Annotated in this window: 13 protein-coding genes; 8 read left to right on the top strand and 5 right to left on the bottom strand. The window is 60.9% G+C overall.

What is annotated here, in order from left to right:
* The first annotated feature begins 47 nt into the window (after positions 1-47).
* The 5 genes from QMK52_RS04795 to QMK52_RS04775 all read left to right on the top strand — a co-directional run bounded on the left by QMK52_RS04795 (position 48) and on the right by QMK52_RS04775 (position 6217).
* On the top strand, positions 48-1805 hold the full coding sequence (locus tag QMK52_RS04795; protein ID WP_005784149.1) for a carbamoyltransferase: 1758 nt from the start codon (positions 48-50) through the stop codon (positions 1803-1805).
* Complete coding sequence (locus QMK52_RS04790) at positions 1806-2702, top strand: GNAT family N-acetyltransferase (protein ID WP_194439943.1); 897 nt, start codon at positions 1806-1808, stop codon at positions 2700-2702. It begins immediately after the preceding gene.
* Positions 2699-4105 (top strand): PIG-L deacetylase family protein, encoded by a 1407-nt coding sequence (locus QMK52_RS04785; RefSeq protein WP_005784153.1) that lies wholly within the window; start codon positions 2699-2701, stop codon positions 4103-4105. Before QMK52_RS04790 ends, QMK52_RS04785 begins: the two co-directional genes overlap by 4 nt.
* A gap of 85 nt (positions 4106-4190) precedes the next feature.
* Positions 4191-5339 (top strand): glycosyltransferase family 4 protein, encoded by a 1149-nt coding sequence (locus tag QMK52_RS04780; protein WP_005784154.1) that lies wholly within the window; start codon positions 4191-4193, stop codon positions 5337-5339.
* Positions 5336-6217, top strand: a complete 882-nt coding sequence (locus tag QMK52_RS04775; RefSeq protein ID WP_320403859.1) for a glycosyltransferase — start codon at positions 5336-5338, stop codon at positions 6215-6217. Before QMK52_RS04780 ends, QMK52_RS04775 begins: the two co-directional genes overlap by 4 nt.
* Before the next feature lie 19 nt (positions 6218-6236).
* Here the strand turns inward: QMK52_RS04775 and QMK52_RS04770 are convergent, their stop codons facing one another.
* The gene (locus QMK52_RS04770; RefSeq protein ID WP_320403858.1) at positions 6237-8078 is read right to left on the bottom strand and encodes an O-antigen ligase family protein; all 1842 of its coding nucleotides are present in this window, start codon (positions 8076-8078) and stop codon (positions 6237-6239) included.
* A gap of 157 nt (positions 8079-8235) precedes the next feature.
* Between QMK52_RS04770 and msbA the strand changes: the two genes are divergently transcribed.
* From msbA to QMK52_RS04755, 3 genes are all read left to right on the top strand, one after another.
* Positions 8236-10041, top strand: coding sequence for a lipid A export permease/ATP-binding protein MsbA (gene msbA / locus QMK52_RS04765; RefSeq protein WP_005784157.1), 1806 nt, complete (start codon positions 8236-8238; stop codon positions 10039-10041).
* A 192-nt stretch (positions 10042-10233) separates the two neighbouring features.
* On the top strand, positions 10234-11658 hold the full coding sequence (gene hldE, locus QMK52_RS04760) for a bifunctional D-glycero-beta-D-manno-heptose-7-phosphate kinase/D-glycero-beta-D-manno-heptose 1-phosphate adenylyltransferase HldE (protein ID WP_005784159.1): 1425 nt from the start codon (positions 10234-10236) through the stop codon (positions 11656-11658).
* Entirely contained in the window at positions 11651-12586 is a 936-nt protein-coding gene (locus tag QMK52_RS04755; RefSeq protein WP_005784161.1) for an NAD-dependent epimerase/dehydratase family protein, read from the top strand. The genes hldE and QMK52_RS04755 overlap by 8 nt, the downstream gene beginning before the upstream one ends.
* A 68-nt stretch (positions 12587-12654) precedes the next feature.
* Here the strand turns inward: QMK52_RS04755 and QMK52_RS04750 are convergent, their stop codons facing one another.
* The 4 genes from QMK52_RS04750 to QMK52_RS04735 are packed head-to-tail and all read right to left on the bottom strand — an operon-like array spanning position 12655 to position 16040.
* Positions 12655-13623, bottom strand: coding sequence for a hypothetical protein (locus tag QMK52_RS04750; RefSeq protein WP_005784162.1), 969 nt, complete (start codon positions 13621-13623; stop codon positions 12655-12657).
* A 41-nt stretch (positions 13624-13664) separates the two neighbouring features.
* Complete coding sequence (locus QMK52_RS04745; RefSeq protein WP_194439947.1) at positions 13665-14477, bottom strand: aldo/keto reductase; 813 nt, start codon at positions 14475-14477, stop codon at positions 13665-13667.
* Complete coding sequence (locus tag QMK52_RS04740; protein WP_320403857.1) at positions 14474-15649, bottom strand: NAD(P)/FAD-dependent oxidoreductase; 1176 nt, start codon at positions 15647-15649, stop codon at positions 14474-14476. The genes QMK52_RS04745 and QMK52_RS04740 overlap by 4 nt, the downstream gene beginning before the upstream one ends.
* A 55-nt stretch (positions 15650-15704) precedes the next feature.
* The gene (locus QMK52_RS04735) at positions 15705-16040 is read right to left on the bottom strand and encodes a DMT family transporter (RefSeq protein WP_005784167.1); all 336 of its coding nucleotides are present in this window, start codon (positions 16038-16040) and stop codon (positions 15705-15707) included.
* Positions 16041-16043 lie beyond the last annotated feature (3 nt).

The following is a 16043-nucleotide window of genomic DNA, read 5'->3' as shown; positions in this document are numbered from 1 at the left end:
TTCAGGCGCGATGCGCCTGCATGCAGACTAAAAGAGGCTAGACCCCAGTGGCATTGACGATTCTTGGCCTGTCCGGCGCCCTTAGCCATGATCCTTCCGCAGCCCTGTATATCGACGGCAAGCTGATTGCGGCCGCCGAAGAAGAGCGCTTCGTACGCGACAAACATGCAAAGAACCGCATGCCCTACGAGTCGGCGAAGTTCTGCCTGGAACAGGCTGGCATCAAGCCTTCGGACGTTGACGTGGTGGCGATCCCATTCGCCCCGATCAGCCTGTTCGGCGAGGCACGCTGGCACTACGCCAAGCGCTATTGGTACGCCCCGGACCGCGCCCTCGACGCGATCCTGATGGGTAACCGTCGCTACAAGCGCTATCGCAACAAGATTGTCTGGTGCCTGGAACAGCTGGGCTTCGATCCAAAGAAAATCAAGATCGAACCGGTTGAACACCACCTGGCCCACGCTTCCAGCGCCTACCACTGCTCGGGTTTCCAGGAAAAAACCGCGATCCTGGGCATCGACGGCAAAGGTGAGTACGCCACCACGTTCTTCGGTTACGGCGAAAACGGCAAGATCCACAAGATCAAGGAATTCTACGACCCGGATTCTCTCGGCGGACTCTACGGTGCGATCACCGAGTTCCTCGGTTTCGAGATGCTCGACGGTGAGTTCAAAGTCATGGGCATGGCGCCGTACGGTGATGCCAGCAAGTACGATTTCTCGCGTTTGGCGTCCTTTGAAAACGGCGAGCTGGTGATCAACACCGACTACGCCAACGTCATCGGCCTGCGTCGCTACAAAGAGAAGGGCAAGGGTTTCTACTTCTCGCCAAAACTGATCGAGTGGCTGGGCCCCAAGCGCGAAGGCGACATTGCCGACGAGCCGTACATCCACTACGCCGCCAGTATGCAGGCGTTGTTCGAGAAGCTGGCCTTGCAGATGATCGACCATTACCTGGGCGACATCCTCAAGGACACCGGCAAGCTGGCCTTCGCCGGCGGCTGTGCGCTGAACGTCAAGCTGAACCAGAAGATCATTGCCCGCGATGACGTCAAAGAGTTGTTCGTGCAGCCGGCGTCCGGTGATGCCGGCACGGCTGTCGGCGCGGCCGCCTATGTATCCCACGCTCGTGGTGTACCGGTGGAGAAGATGGAGCACGTGTACCTCGGCCCGTCCTACAGCAACGAAGACGTGATCGCCGCTTGCGCCAGGCACGAGAGCAAGCCGAACTGGCGCAAGATCGAAAACATGCCCAAGCGCATCGCCAAGATCATGGTCGACGGTAACCCGGTGGCCTGGTTTCAGGGCCGCATGGAGTTTGGCCCGCGTGCCTTGGGTGGTCGTTCTATCATCGGTTGCCCAAGCGCCACCGGCGTGGCTGACCGCATCAACCACCAGATCAAGTTCCGCGAGCGCTGGAGGCCTTTCTGCCCGTCGATGCTCGACACCGTGGCCCCGCAGATGATCAAGGTCGATCACCCGGCGCCGTTCATGACCTTCACCTTTGAAGTGTCGGAAGAGTGGAAGACCCGCGTGCCGGAAGTTGTGCATGAAGATGGGACGTCCCGCGCCCAGGTACTCAAGCGCGAATACAACCCGCGCTACTACGACATGATGAAAGAGCTGGAAGTGCTGACCGGCAACGGCGTGTCCCTGAATACCTCGCTCAACCGTCGTGGCGAAGCGATGATCTGCTCGCCGACCGACGCGCTGAACATGTTCTTCGGCTCGGACCTGCAGTACCTGATCATGGAAGACATCCTGGTCGTGAAAGACGGCGTGGACCCTTATGACGCCGTGGTTTAAATGCTGAACCGCTTCCAGGGCTGGCGTGAACGTGGCTGGGCGCCTGTCGAGGCCGAGGTTTACGCCCAGGCCTGGCAGCGTTACGGCGGCAGCGTGGCGACCCACCCGCAGGTTATCGAGCGGTTGGCTGGCCTGGCGCAGATTCCGGTACGCTACCTGGGCTGGGAACACGGTGGCGAACTCAAGGGGGCGATAGCCACCTGGGGGCGCGATCTGGCTCTCTCCAAGGACGTGCTCAAGCGCACCGGCAAAAAAGGCCTGTTTGACCTGGGCAATGCCGAGGTCATCCTGCCCATTGCCGCCGATGCTCAGTTGCCGCTGCGCCACCGGGCGCGCTACCTGTCGGCCCTTAACGAAGGGCGCGTCAGTACCCTCAAGCCCCAGGCCGAGCAATTGGCCATGGCGCGCACTCCCGAAGAGCTGTCGAAGAAGTTTCGCTACAACCAGCGCCGCGAGTTGCGCCTGCTGGAAGAAGCGGGCGGCGTAGCGCGGGCGGTCAGTGAGTTCTCCAGCGTGGAGCTGGCGGCGATTTATTGCGATCTGTTCCAGCGTCGCTGGGGGTTCCCGGCGGCCGGCGCGGCGCGTTTGGCCGAGGTGCTGGAGCTGCTCAAGGAGTTTGTGTTCGGCTCGGTGCTGTTTCTCAATGACGCCGCGATTGCGGTGCAATTGGTGTATCAGGTGCAGTCCAATGAATGGTTCAGCGCCGAGTACGTCAACGGCGGCGTCGACCCGCAAACCCGTGCGTTCAGCCCTGGCAGCGTGTTGAGTTTCCTCAATACCCAAAGCGCCTGGGAGCAGGCGCGGGCGGCGAACAAGTCGTTGCGCTTTTCCTTCGGTCGTTCCGACCGTGAGTATAAGGAGCGCTGGTGCAACCCGGTGCCGGTGTTCAGCGTATGAGTCGCAAACAGCAACTGCTCAAGCGCCATCGGCGCAACAAGCGCATCGCGCTGTTGATCGGCTTGGCGGTGCTGGTTGCCACCGGTGTAATGGTGGCCTGGTGGTTGCCGCCGATGTTGGCGGTGTTGCTATGGGCGGCCCATGAAGCGTGGTTTGCCGATCACCTGTTCTACTCGCCCAGCGACCACTATGAGTACGCATTCCCGGCCGGCAGCGAGCAGCCCGGTTTGCGCCTGGAGTCGGGGCGGCTGTTGCTGGATGCGCCGCTGGCGAACGATGAAACCCTGATTATTGGCGTTGAGTTGAAAAGTTCGTGGCTCGGGCGCTTCCTAGACCCGGCGGTGGACCTGTTGGGCCTGGATTCAGCGGACCGCCAAACCTTTGAACGTGGTGTCAACGGGCGTCGCTATCTCAACCTGACCGGCGCTGCACAAGCACTGGCGGCGGGCAACATCAGCTTGCGCGGGCGCTTTTGCCGGATCAAGGGGCAGCCGATTCTGTGGCGTTTCCACCAACCGGACTATCGCCAGCAACGTGTGATGGTGATCGCTCCTCACGCCGACGATGCCGAGCTGGCCGCGTTCAGCCTTTACAGTCAAGCGGCTGAAAGCTGGATCGTGACCCTGACTGCCGGGGAAATCGAAGCCGAGCACTATCAACAGATGGGCCTGCCCAAAGCTGAAGCATCCCGCCTCAAGGGCCGCTTGCGTGCCTGGGACAGCGTCGCGGTACCGCGTTGGGCCGGGGTGCCCGAATCACAATGCGTGCAGTTGGGTTACTTCTGCATGCAATTGCAGGCGATGCAGGCTGCGCCGGACCAGCCTCAGGCGTCGCGCGAAGCGGATTTGGCCGACACGCGGCTATTTCGCCAGTTCAACGGCTTTGCCCTGCCGGGTGATGCAGATGGCGCACCGACCTGGCACAACCTGATCGCCGACCTGCGCGCACTGCTGCTCAAGGCGCGCCCTCAGGTGATCGTGTTGCCCACGCCATTGCTGGACCCCCACGCTGACCACATCTGCGCCCATGCGGCGGTGCTTGAAGCTCTGCAGGGCCTGGAGTGGCAGCCCGACACGTTGCTCGGTTATGCCAACCACCTGCATGATAATGACCGCTGGCCCATGGGTGACTCCGGTGCGGGGATGGCGCTGCCGCCACGTTTCGATTCATCGCCCGAGATGGTGCCGTGCAGCTTTGCACTCACTTTGAGCCAGCAGCAGGACAAGGCCATGGCCCTGGGCATGATGCACGACTTGCAGCCGCGCGCGCCGCTCAAGCGTCGGGTGCGCAAGTGGTTGCAGCAAGTGCTGGCCGGACGTAGTCCATCGCCTTACGGCGAGAACGAATTCTTTCGCAAAGCCGTGCGTCGTCACGAGCTGCTGTGGGTCCTCAAGCAGGACTGAAACCCTCTCGAAGGCAGGCCAGCGTGGGTCTGCCGCCCATTTTACCGGGCCGTGCGCCCGTAGCCAGATCGCTGCATGGAGAGTTATGAAGCCGCGTTTCAAGGTTTTGCAGTTACAGCCGGACTACAACGTCAAGACCCATGACTTCGCCGACCTGGGTGAGCAAATCGTCAAATCCCTGCCGCCTGAACGTTTCGAGGTGACCTCCGGGTTTCTCAGTGGTCGTCCGCTGCCCGGCCAGCCCCTGAGCGTGGCTGAGCACTCCCACTATTTCGAGCTGCCGGAGAAGTCTCTCAAGGGCATTCGTTTTGGCGCCATGTGGCAGATCTACAAGTATTGCCGCGAGCAGAAGTTCGATGTGGTCATCTGTAACCGCTTCAAATCGGTGAACATGATGCTGTCGCTCAATCGCTGGTTGAAAATCCCCCTGTGCATCGGTATCTCCCACGGTTTTGGCGAATATGCCCGTGGTTACCGTCGGCGTCAGACCCAGCGCTGGGTCAGCCCGGCCTGGCGTTTTGTCGGCGTGTCGGAAGCGGTGAAGGACTACCTGGTGGACCTCAACTGTGGGTTCACCCGCGAAAACACCAGCTACGTGACCAACGCTATCGACATTCCCCAGGCAGAAGCCTTGCAGCTGTCCCGTGAGGACGCACGCAAGGCCCTGGGCCTGCCAATGGAAGCACGGATGATCGGCGCTCTGGGCCGTCTGGTGCCGATCAAGGGCCACACTCATCTGCTGCAGGCCTTCGCCACGCTCAAGGATAAATACCCTGAGGCGCAGGTGGGCATCATCGGTTCCGGTCGCGCCGAAGCCGATTTGCGTGCCGATATCGAACGCCTGGGCCTGACCGGCCGCGCGCATTTGCTGGGCTTTCGTGAAGACGGCATGAAGTACGTGCGCGGCTTCGACATCTGGACCATGCCGTCGCTGTTCGAGGGCTTGGGCCTGGCGCTGCTGGAAGGCATGAGCGGCCATCTGCCGGTGATTGCCTCCAACGGTCCGGCGATGCTGCCCCTGGTGCAGGGCGCGGGTGGGCTGTCCCATGATCCGGGCAACGTCGAGCAACTGGCGGCAGCTCTGGATACGTATCTGGCGTTGAGCGATGAACAGCTGCGCGAAAAGGGTGAAGAGGTGTTCCGCTATCTGGAGGCCAACCACACCCTTGACGAGTTCAAGCACAAGTACCTGACCCTGATTGAAACCGGTTTGCGTGAAGTAGGTAGAGCATGAATCAGCAACAGCCCCTGGTCTCGGTGATCATCGCTTCCTATAACCATGGCCAGTACATCGAACAGAGCATCCTCAGCGTGCTGGGGCAGACCTACACCAATATCGAACTGTTGGTGGTGGATGACGGTTCCAAGGATGACAGCGTTGAACGTATCCAGCGCTTGCAGGCCGAGCACGGCTTTGATTTCCAGGTGCAGCAGAACCAGGGCCTCAGCGCCACCTTGAACGGTGCGATTGCCCGTGCCAAGGGTAGCCTGATCGCGCCGTTCGGCTCGGATGACATCATGTTGCCGGACCGTCTCGCCACCCAGGTTGCGTACATGGAAGGCAAGCCGAAGGTGGGCATGTGCGCCGGCAATATCGAGCTGATCGACGGTGACGGCAACCTGCACCCGGAGAAGAAGCAACGTCGCGACGTGCCGTTTCGCAGCCTCGACTTCGACGACATGTTCCTGGACCGCAAGCCCTTTCCGCCGGCGCCGACCATGCTGATTCGTCGCGACGTACTGGAGGAGGTCGGCGGGTTCGACCCGCAGATTCCCCTGGAGGACTTGCTGATCCAGCTGAAGATCACGGCTGCGGGCTATACCATCGACGCTTTGGGTGTGGTGATGGCCAAATATCGCCAGCACGCTACCAACACGTACAAGAACCACCGTTACATGATCCAGAACATTCTCAAGACTTACGCATTGTTCAGCGATCACCCGGCCTATGATCAGGTGCGCTACAACTTCCTGAACTCAATGTTCCTCAAGACCGCCGACCGCGACCGCCCGTTGGCGCGCGAGATTCTCAAGCAGATCCCGTTGAAGTTCTGGGGGCGCAAGACCTTGCGTGGGTTGGTGAGGTTGTATCTGGCGCCGCTCAGGAACTGAAACGGCGCCATCCCTCCTACTACAGGCCCTGTACCTGCTCGCGGATTTTCGCAGTGGCGGCCGGGCTTGCCACCGAGGCATACCCTTTGACCAGTTGTTCGAAATGCGTTTCGAACAGCCAGTTGCGGTCTTGTGGGTAGCGCTGCATGTGACGCAGGTTACGTTGGCGCAGCGCATAACGCAGTGAAGAGGGGTAGATGCGCAGGTCAGCGATGTCGATCAGGCCGAACTCGCCATCGTCCATCAACAACACATTGCCCAGGTGCAACGAGCGAAAGTACACCCCTCGCTCGTGCAACTGCGCCATGAACCGGCCAAAACGCTCCACCAGTGATTCGCGCAGGCTGCTGTCCAGGCTTTGCAACGCCTGGCGCAAAGTCAGGCCGGGCAGGGGGGTGTAGGTGACGGCACTGCTGGCATCGGGCAAACGATACAGCCCGAGGATTTGCGGAGCGGGGATCCCCAGGGTACGCAGTTGCTCGCTGTTGCTGGCAAAGCGCTCGGAATAGGGGTTGAAACTGCCTGAGGTGTACCAGCGGCGGGGGCGGAACACCTTGAGGAAATTACCGTCTTGCAGGCGCAGTACTTTGGGGCCCAAGCCATCGGCCTCAATGACATGGGCGTTGCTGCACAGCTGCTCGAAAGCCTTGCTCTTGATGTTCTGTACCGGCATGCGCAGCAGGCTGCGGTGGCGCTGGGCGAGGCTCAGACCTGTGATAATTGCCAACGGAATCCAGAGTACGAACCAATGTTCCTTGGGCCGCGACAGAATGCCGCCGCCTTCGGTCAGGCCAGCGCCGATGCCATAGGCCAGCAGCGACGATGCCAGGATGAACAGCGGCTGTGCGCGCTCCTTCAGGCCCTTGTACAGGCCCCACCCGAGCATGAAGATCCACGGGATAAAGCCAATGATACCGACGTAGTAGAGCACCCCGAGCGCAAAGCTGTGGGGTTCGCGCAGTTGGTCGCCATCTGCCAGGGTCAGAAACAGTTCGGAGTCGTAACTGTGACCGATCCACGGGTGTTCGGCGATAAGCCGCAACGACATGCGCCACAGTTCAAGGCGGAATGAGCTGCCTCGTTCAGTGATCGATTCGGGGTAGAGCACCAGGAGCGCGACAGCACCCAGGACCATGCCGCCCAGAAGCAATGCCGAGCGGCGGTTGCGGCTGACAAAGCTCATCCACAGGATCGCCAGCGTCAACGCCACCAGCGGCGTGCGTGAGCCGGTCGCCAGCACCGCCGCCGCCATGATCGCCAGGGCCGGTACGCTGAACCACAATACCTTCAAGCGCTGGGTGGTCATGCAGGCGTACAGCCAATACACAGTGAAAAAACCAAAAAGGTGCGAGCTGAGCAACGGGTTGTCGAGGGCGCCAAGGCCGCCGATCATGCGCATGCCGGGCTGGAATGATTTGACGAACACCACCAGGTTGCACAGGCTTACCACCAGCGCAATGACGGCGGCACCAAAGAAGATCGGCTTGAACAGTTCATTACGGTAATGCAGCAGGAGCCCGCAGCCGCCAAACAGCATGAAGGTATTGAGCGGCCGCTTGAAAAGGTCGGTATCGGAACTGGGCTCAGGGCTCCAGAGCAGGCTGGCCAAGGCCCAGGCGGAAAAGGCTAGAAAGGCGATAGCCAGGGGCTCTCGTAGCAGATCCCTGAGCTCCCGGGGGCGCATGCACAGTAAAAACAAGGTCGGTACGCTGAACAGGATGTAGACGATCCGGTGCAGGACATTACGATTGCCGACGAAGAAAAGTGCACTCAGGAGCAGCAGCAAGCCAACAGGTAAAATCCAAAGGACCAGGAAGTCGAAAACGCGATTTGAGCCATAGATAAGGCGCTTGGAGTGCATACAGTAGAGCCATTCCACAAATAGAAAGCCAACCATCTTAAGCTAGTGGCTATGTAATGTCGCCGGTCAGATCCAACCGGGCCGCGGGTATACCGGGTGCAAGTACAACAGAGAAGCTGTGCTAAAGTCAGCCTCCTTTTTCAAAACGCCGCGTGATATGACCGACTCCAGTCCGAGCGCAAGCCCTTCGAGCTTGAAAATATACTTCCGCCTGCTCAGTTACGTTAAGCCCTACATGGGCTTGTTCGCGTTGAGTATCCTTGGATTTCTGATTTTCGCGTCGACCCAACCGATGCTGGGTTACATCCTCAAGTACTTTGTAGACGGCCTTTCCAATCCGGAAGCCGTGTTGTTTCCCACCGTACCCTTCCTGCGCGATCTGCAACTGCTGCAGGCGGTGCCGCTGCTGATCATCCTGATCGCGGCCTGGCAGGGCCTGGGTTCGTTCCTGGGCAACTATCTGTTGGCCAAGGTCTCCCTGGGGCTGGTTCATGACCTGCGGGTGCAGTTGTTCAACAACTTGCTGACGCTGCCCAACCGTTACTTCGATAACCACAACTCCGGGCACCTGATTTCCCGCATCACCTTCAACGTGACCATGGTCACGGGTGCGGCAACCGATGCCATCAAGGTGGTAATTCGCGAAGGCATGACGGTGATCTTCCTGTTCGCCTCCCTGCTGTACATGAACTGGCGCCTGACGCTGGTCATGATCGCGATCCTGCCGTTGATTGCGGTAATGGTCAGCACCGCCAGCAAGAAATTCCGCAAGCAGAGCAAGAAGATCCAGGTGGCCATGGGCGACGTGACCCACGTGGCCTCGGAAACCATCCAGGGCTACCGCGTAGTGCGCAGCTTTGGTGGCGAAGTCTACGAAGAGAAGCGCTTCCTCAAGGCCAGCCAGAGCAACACCAACAAGCAACTGCGCATGACCCGCACCGGGGCGATCTACACCCCGGCGCTGCAATTGGTGATCTACTCCGCCATGGCTGTGCTGATGTTCCTGGTCCTGTATCTGCGTGGCGATGCCTCGGCGGGTGACATGGTTGCCTACATCACCCTGGCCGGCTTGTTGCCCAAGCCGATCCGTCAACTCTCGGAGGTCAGCTCGACCATCCAAAAAGGTGTGGCGGGCGCAGAAAGCATCTTTGAACAGCTGGACGAAGACGTTGAGGTCGACCACGGCACCATCGAGCGCGACAAGGTCAATGGCCGCCTGGAAGTGCGCAATCTGAACTTCACCTACCCAGGCACCGAACGCCATGTGCTCAAGGACATCAGCTTCACCGCGGAGCCTGGGCAGATGATCGCTCTGGTGGGCCGTTCAGGCAGCGGCAAGTCGACCCTGGCCAGCCTGATCCCGCGTTTCTACCACCATGAAAGCGGTGAGATCCTGCTCGATGGCGTAGAGATCGAAGACTACAAGCTGCTCAACCTGCGCAAACATATTGCTCAGGTCACCCAGCACGTGACCCTGTTCAGCGACACCGTAACCAACAACATCGCCTACGGCGATCTGGCTGGTGCACCTCGTGCCGACGTTGAAGCGGCGGCGGCGGATGCCAATGCCAAGGACTTCATCGACCAGTTGCCCAAAGGCTTCGATACCCAGGTCGGTGAGAACGGCGTGCTGTTGTCCGGCGGCCAGCGTCAGCGCCTGGCGATTGCGCGCGCCTTGCTCAAGAACGCGCCGCTGCTGATTCTCGACGAGGCCACTTCGGCCCTTGATACCGAGTCCGAGCGGCATATCCAGGCGGCACTGGACAAAGTCATGCAAGGCCGTACGACCTTGGTGATCGCGCACCGATTGTCGACTATCGAGAAAGCCGACCTGATTCTGGTGATGGATGACGGGCGGATTGTCGAGCGCGGCACCCACGGCGAGTTGCTGGCGCAGAACGGCTATTACGCTCGCCTGCATGCCATGGGGCTGGATGCGCCGGTAGCGGCTGACATCACCTGATTCGACAGCGACACAGAGCTAATGTGGGAGGGGGCTTGCCCCCGATAGCGGTGTATCAACCGGCATTTGTGCAAGCTGATACACCGCCATCGGGGGCAAGCCCCCTTCCACATTTGGCCTGCAGTGCGCGCAAGCGACCGCAAACCCTGTGCTAATATCGCGCCCCTGTTCATTTTGTATGTGGGTTGCTCCATGAAGTTGTCCATGCCGCGATTCAATCAAGCCGCTGTCTTGGTGGTCGGCGATGTCATGCTCGACCGTTACTGGCATGGTGGTACCTCACGGATTTCCCCTGAGGCTCCGGTACCGGTCGTCAAGGTCGAGCAAATCGAAGACCGCCCGGGTGGCGCTGCCAACGTCGCTCTCAATATTGCCGCCCTCGGTGCCCCGGCTTCCCTGGTGGGTGTGACCGGAGACGACGAAGCTGCCGAAAGCCTGGCCAACAGCCTGCAGGGGGCCGGCGTGCGTGCACTGTTCCAGCGCATCGCCCATCAGCCGACGATCGTCAAGCTGCGGGTCATGAGCCGTCACCAGCAATTGCTGCGTATCGATTTTGAAGAACCCTTCGCCACCGACGCCCTGGCCCTCGGCGACCAGGTCGAGGCGCTGCTCGAAGGTATCAAGGTGCTGGTATTGTCCGACTACGGCAAAGGCGCCTTGCAGAATCACCAGGTGCTGATCCAGGCCGCCAAGGCTCGCAACATTCCGGTACTCGCCGATCCCAAGGGCAAGGACTTCTCGGTGTATCGAGGCGCCAGCCTGCTCACGCCTAACCTCAGTGAGTTCGAAACCATCGTCGGCGGTTGTGCCGATGAGCACGAACTGGTGAGCAAGGGCGCGGCGCTGATGGCCGAGCTTGATCTGGGCGCCTTGCTGGTGACCCGTGGCGAGCACGGTATGACGCTGCTGCGACCTGACCATCCGGCCATGCACCTGCCGGCGCGGGCCCGTGAAGTGTTCGACGTTACCGGTGCCGGTGACACCGTGATTTCCACCCTGGCGGCGTCTATCGCGGCCGGTGAGGAACTGCCCCACGCCGTGGCCCTGGCCAACCTGGCGGCGGGCATTGTGGTGGGCAAGCTGGGTACCGCGGCCATCAGCGCACCGGAGTTGCGCCGTGCGATCCAGCGCTCCGAAGGCTCGGAGCGCGGCGTGCTGGGCCTGGAGCAGTTGCTGCTGGCGATTGACGATGCACGTGCCCATAACGAAAGCATTGTGTTCACCAACGGTTGCTTTGACATCCTGCACGCCGGGCATGTGACCTACCTGGAGCAGGCGAGTGCCCAAGGCGATCGCTTGATCGTCGCGGTCAACGATGATGCTTCGGTTAGCCGCCTGAAGGGGCCGGGCCGTCCGATCAATAGTGTTGACCGGCGCATGGCGGTGCTGGCGGGCCTGGGCGCGGTGGACTGGGTGATCAGCTTCTCCGAGGATACTCCGCAAAATCTGCTGGCCCAGGTCAAGCCTGACGTGCTGGTAAAGGGTGGTGACTATACCGTCGACCAGGTCGTGGGGGCGGATATCGTCAGCGCCTACGGCGGTAAGGTCAAAGTGCTGGGCCTAGTTGAAAACAGCTCAACCACCGCTATCGTCGAGAAGATCCGTAATAATGATTGATACTAAAAAGTGGGTTCTGATCACTGGCGGCGCTGGCTTCATCGGCTCACATTTGGTTGATGCGCTGCTTGCTGGAGGCTATTGGGTCCGCGTGCTGGATAACCTGTCCACTGGCAAGCGAAGCAATTTGCCGCTCGATAACGAGCGAGTCGAACTGCTTGAAGGTGACGTCGCCAATGCCGAAGAGGTGGCGCGGGCCCTTGTTGGTGTGACGGCGGTGGTGCACTTGGCGGCTGTAGCTTCGGTACAAGCATCGGTGGATGATCCCGTCAGCACCCATCAGAGCAATTTCGTCGGCACCTTGAATGTCTGCGAAGGAATGCGCAAGGCCGGTGTGAAGCGTGTGGTATTTGCCTCCAGCGCAGCTGTGTATGGCAACAATGGTGAAGGTGCTTCGATTGACGAGCAGACAGCTAAAGCCCCATTGACGCCCTATGCTTCGGACAAGTTGGCTGGCGAGTACTATTTTGATTTTTACCGCCGCCAGCATGGGCTGGAGCCGGTGATTTTTCGTTTCTTCAATATTTTCGGACCCCGCCAGGATCCGTCATCGCCGTACTCCGGCGTGATCAGCATCTTTAGCGAGCGTGCCCAGCGTGGCTTGCCTATCACCGTGTACGGCGATGGTGAGCAGACCCGCGATTTCATGTATGTGGAAGATTTAGTCAATGTGCTGGTGCAGGCCGTTGAAGTGCCAGACGCTCCCTTGGGGGCCATTAACGTCGGCTGGAGCCGCACCACCACCCTCAGGCAGGTTCTGCAGGCGCTGGAAGAGGCCTTGGGCTCGTTGCCTGCTGTGACATATGAAGCGGCGCGCTCGGGCGATATTCGGCATTCAAGGGCGAATAACCAACGGTTGTTGGCCAGTTTCACGCCGCCCGAGCCTACCCCGTTGAAAGTGGGGCTGGAGCGCCTGTTGAACAGCTGACGGTTTTACCTGCATGAGCCGAGGTGGACAGAACCGTCCTCCTCGCGCCTCAATGAAAGGTTAGCGCATCAGCTCCTGATGTTTTTCTTCGGTACGATCTTGCGCAGCATCTGCCGCGCCTTGCCGGTCAGGCGCTTGAGTTTCGAGTCCTTTTCCGGCTCTGCCAGGCCTTGCTGGCGCAGCCAATCCTTCCAGCGAATCCGCTCATCGCGCACCAGCCAGCCCTCTTGCTGGGCAAAGCTTTCCGCCAGGTACAAACCGCGTGTGCTGGCCGGGTACAGCTGATCTTTCTTGACGGTATACAGTTCGGCCAACGGCTCGCCGTCTTTCAATGGCATCAGGTACAGATCCGGACGCTGACGGTCCAGGCGCGCCACCAGTTGGTCACCTTCCAGGCGTTCATCCACATGGAACAAGCTCAGGGACTTGGCTTCCTTTGGCACTTCCAGGCGCAGGTCATAAATCAATTGCAGCGATGCCGTTGGCAGGTGCACATAGGCTCGTGGGCGCTCGATCAGTTGCGTGGTGGCGCAGCGTACCGGGCGTGCGGCGCCGGACAAGGGGCTCAGGCGAAACGGCAGAGCTTCGCGGTAATGCAGGGCGGCGGAGTAGGGCGCCGGTAGCCAGGTGTCATTGAAGCGCCCGCCGAGCCAGCCTTCAGGCGTCTCCAGCAGGCACTCTTCGGCAATTTCCTGGATCGCGGTGTGCAGCGGCAGGTTCAGTTCATGGGCCGGGACGTAGCCGGAGATCAGCTTGAGCACCACATCGCCGCGGTCCTGACGACGCTGGCGCACCAGCACCCAGTAATCCTTGTTTTGCCAGTGCAGTGTCAGGCGCACCGAGACGCCGAGGTTCGCCAGTTCCAGGGCGAAGCGTTCGGCATCCGGCACCTCTACCGGCTTGCGCCGTTGCAGGGTCTGGGCGAAGTTGAGCGGCATGCCGACGCTCTGGTAGCTCAGGCCTTCGGGGGTAGCCTCTACGTGCAGCGGCAGTGTCTTGAAGTTACTGGGGTTCTTTCTTATGAGCGTACGCGGCATGTCGGCTCCTTTGTGCGACGGGGTCGGCCGCGTGGGCGGCATCAGAGTTGACGGATGACTCGGGCAGCGGTTGCCACGTTATGGGCCAGGTGCAGCGGATTAATGGTCCCGACAATAGCACTGGCGACGCCCGTTTGCGCAAACAACAGCTGGAAACTGGCATGAATTGGATCCATTCCTGGCTCCAGGCACACGTGACCGCTGGCCAGGGCTTTTTTTACCAGGATGCCCTTGCCATGGGTGCTCGCGTAATCGATCACGGTTTTCTCGGCCTGTTCATTGAGGTTGTAGGTGACCATCGCGCAATCGCCCTGTTCCAGGGCCTTTATGCCGCCTTCGACGGTTTTTCCGGAGAAACCGAAACCGCCGATCTTGCCGTCCTTCTTCAGTTGGGCCAGGGTCTGGTAAACCTCGCAGTCGTTGAGGATGTGCAAGTCGTTACCGTCGGAGTGCACCAGCACCAAATCGATAAAATCCGTTTCAAGGCGTTTCAGGCTGCGTTCGATCGACATTCGCGTATGGGCCGCGCTGAAGTCGTGACGGGACACGCCATCGGCAAACTCTTCGCCGACCTTGCTGACAATCACCCAGTCGTTGCGCTGGCCACGCAGCAACGGGCCCAGGCGTTCCTCACTCATGCCGTAGGCGGGGGCGGTGTCGATCAGGTTGATGCCCAGCTCGCGAGCCTGGCGCAGCAGCATTCGCGCCTCGTCGTCGCCGGGAATCTGAAAGCCGCTGGGGTATTTGACCCCCTGGTCGCGGCCCAGTTTGACGGTGCCCAGGCCCAATGGCGACACCAGCAGGCCGGTGCTGCCCAACGGGCGATGCAGGTCGTGCAGGGTTGGCAGGCTCATGGCAACAGTTGCTCCCAGGCGGGTTGGCCGATAGCCGGTTTTGGCAGTTCGGGCAGTGGGGTGCTGGCGCCGGGGCGAATGCCGTCGCGCTCCAGAGTGTGGAGGACGCGGTCGGCGAAGTCCGGTGCCAGGGCCAGTTTGGTCGGCCAACCGACCAGCAGGCGGCCGTCTTCGGCCAGAAAGGCGTTGTCGGGCCGGCTCAGCCCCGATTGCAGCGGCTCGGCGCGCTCCACCCGCAGGGTTGCCCACCGGGTCTGGCTCATGTCGATCCAGGGCAGCAGGTGCGCCAGCTCTTTCTGGGCGGTGGCAATTTGTTCGTCAGGCGTACGCGCCACGCCATCGGCCTCGGCGATATCCCCGCCCAGGTACCACACCCAGTTGCCATCGGCAGCCGGGTGAGTGGTTACGGTGATGCGTGGCTTGGTGCCGCCGCCCAGGCAATGGGCATACAGCGGCTTCAGGCCCGGGCCTTTGGCGATGATCATATGCAACGGGCGTTTTTGCATGGCCGGCTGGCTCAGGCCCAGGGCTGCGAGCAGATCAGCGGTGCCGGCGCCAGCGCTCAGCACGATGCGCTGGGCACGGATCTCGCGGCCATCGACCTTCAAGCCCACCAGCGTATTACCGTCCAGCAACGGCTCGATGTGCTGGCCTGCGAGCAAGCCGTCACCCGCCAGTTGCGCCAGGCGTTCGATCAGGCTCGGTACGTCCACCACCAACTCCGCCAGACGATAGACCTTGCCCTTGAAGCGGCGGTCTTGCAGGGCAGCAGGCAGTTCTTCGCCCTTGACCTGATCAACGCGGCCGCGCACGGCCTTGCTGGCAAAAAAGCTGGTGAGGTTGCCGGCGAGGGTGCCCGGGGACCACAAATAATGCGCTTGGGACAACACGCGCACGCCGGACAGATCCAGCTCACCGTCACCCGCAAGGGCTTCACGCCAGCGCCGCGGCATGTCGGCAATGGCTTCGGAGGCGCCGGTGAGGGCGCCGTGCAGGGCGTATTTCGCCCCGCCGTGAATGATCCCCTGGGACTTCACGCTTTGCCCGCCGCCCAGGCTGGCGCTTTCCACCAGTACCGTGGAAAACCCCTGGCGGCGCAGGCGCGCATTGAGCCAGAGGCCGGCAACCCCGGCGCCGACAATCAGAACGTCGGTGGAAATAACGGATGGCATCGGCGACCTCAGTGTTCAAGACAAGAGGCGCAGTATACAGGCTGTTGAGTGACGGTCAGTGCCCGGCGGTTTTCGAGAACAGCTGAATCACCACCACGCCCAGCACGATCAGGCCCATGCCCAGCATCGCCGGCACATCCAGCTTCTGCCCGTAGATGAACAGCGCCGCGACACTGACCATCACAATCCCCAGCCCTGCCCAGACCGCGTAAGCCACGCCCACGGGCACGGTGCGCACCACCAGGGTGAGCATCCAGAACGCTACGCCATAACCCGCGATCATCAGCAGCAGCGGGATCGGTGTGCTCAAGCCTTTGACCGCTTTCATGGAGACGGTGGCGATCACTTCCGAGCAAATGGCAATGGCCAGGTAGCAGTAGGCGGCGTTCATGGG

This window comes from Pseudomonas sp. P9_2 (genome assembly GCF_034008255.1).
GTDB classification, from domain to species: Bacteria; Pseudomonadota; Gammaproteobacteria; order Pseudomonadales; family Pseudomonadaceae; genus Aquipseudomonas; species Aquipseudomonas synxantha_A.
This window is presented reverse-complemented; position numbering and strand designations above follow the sequence as displayed.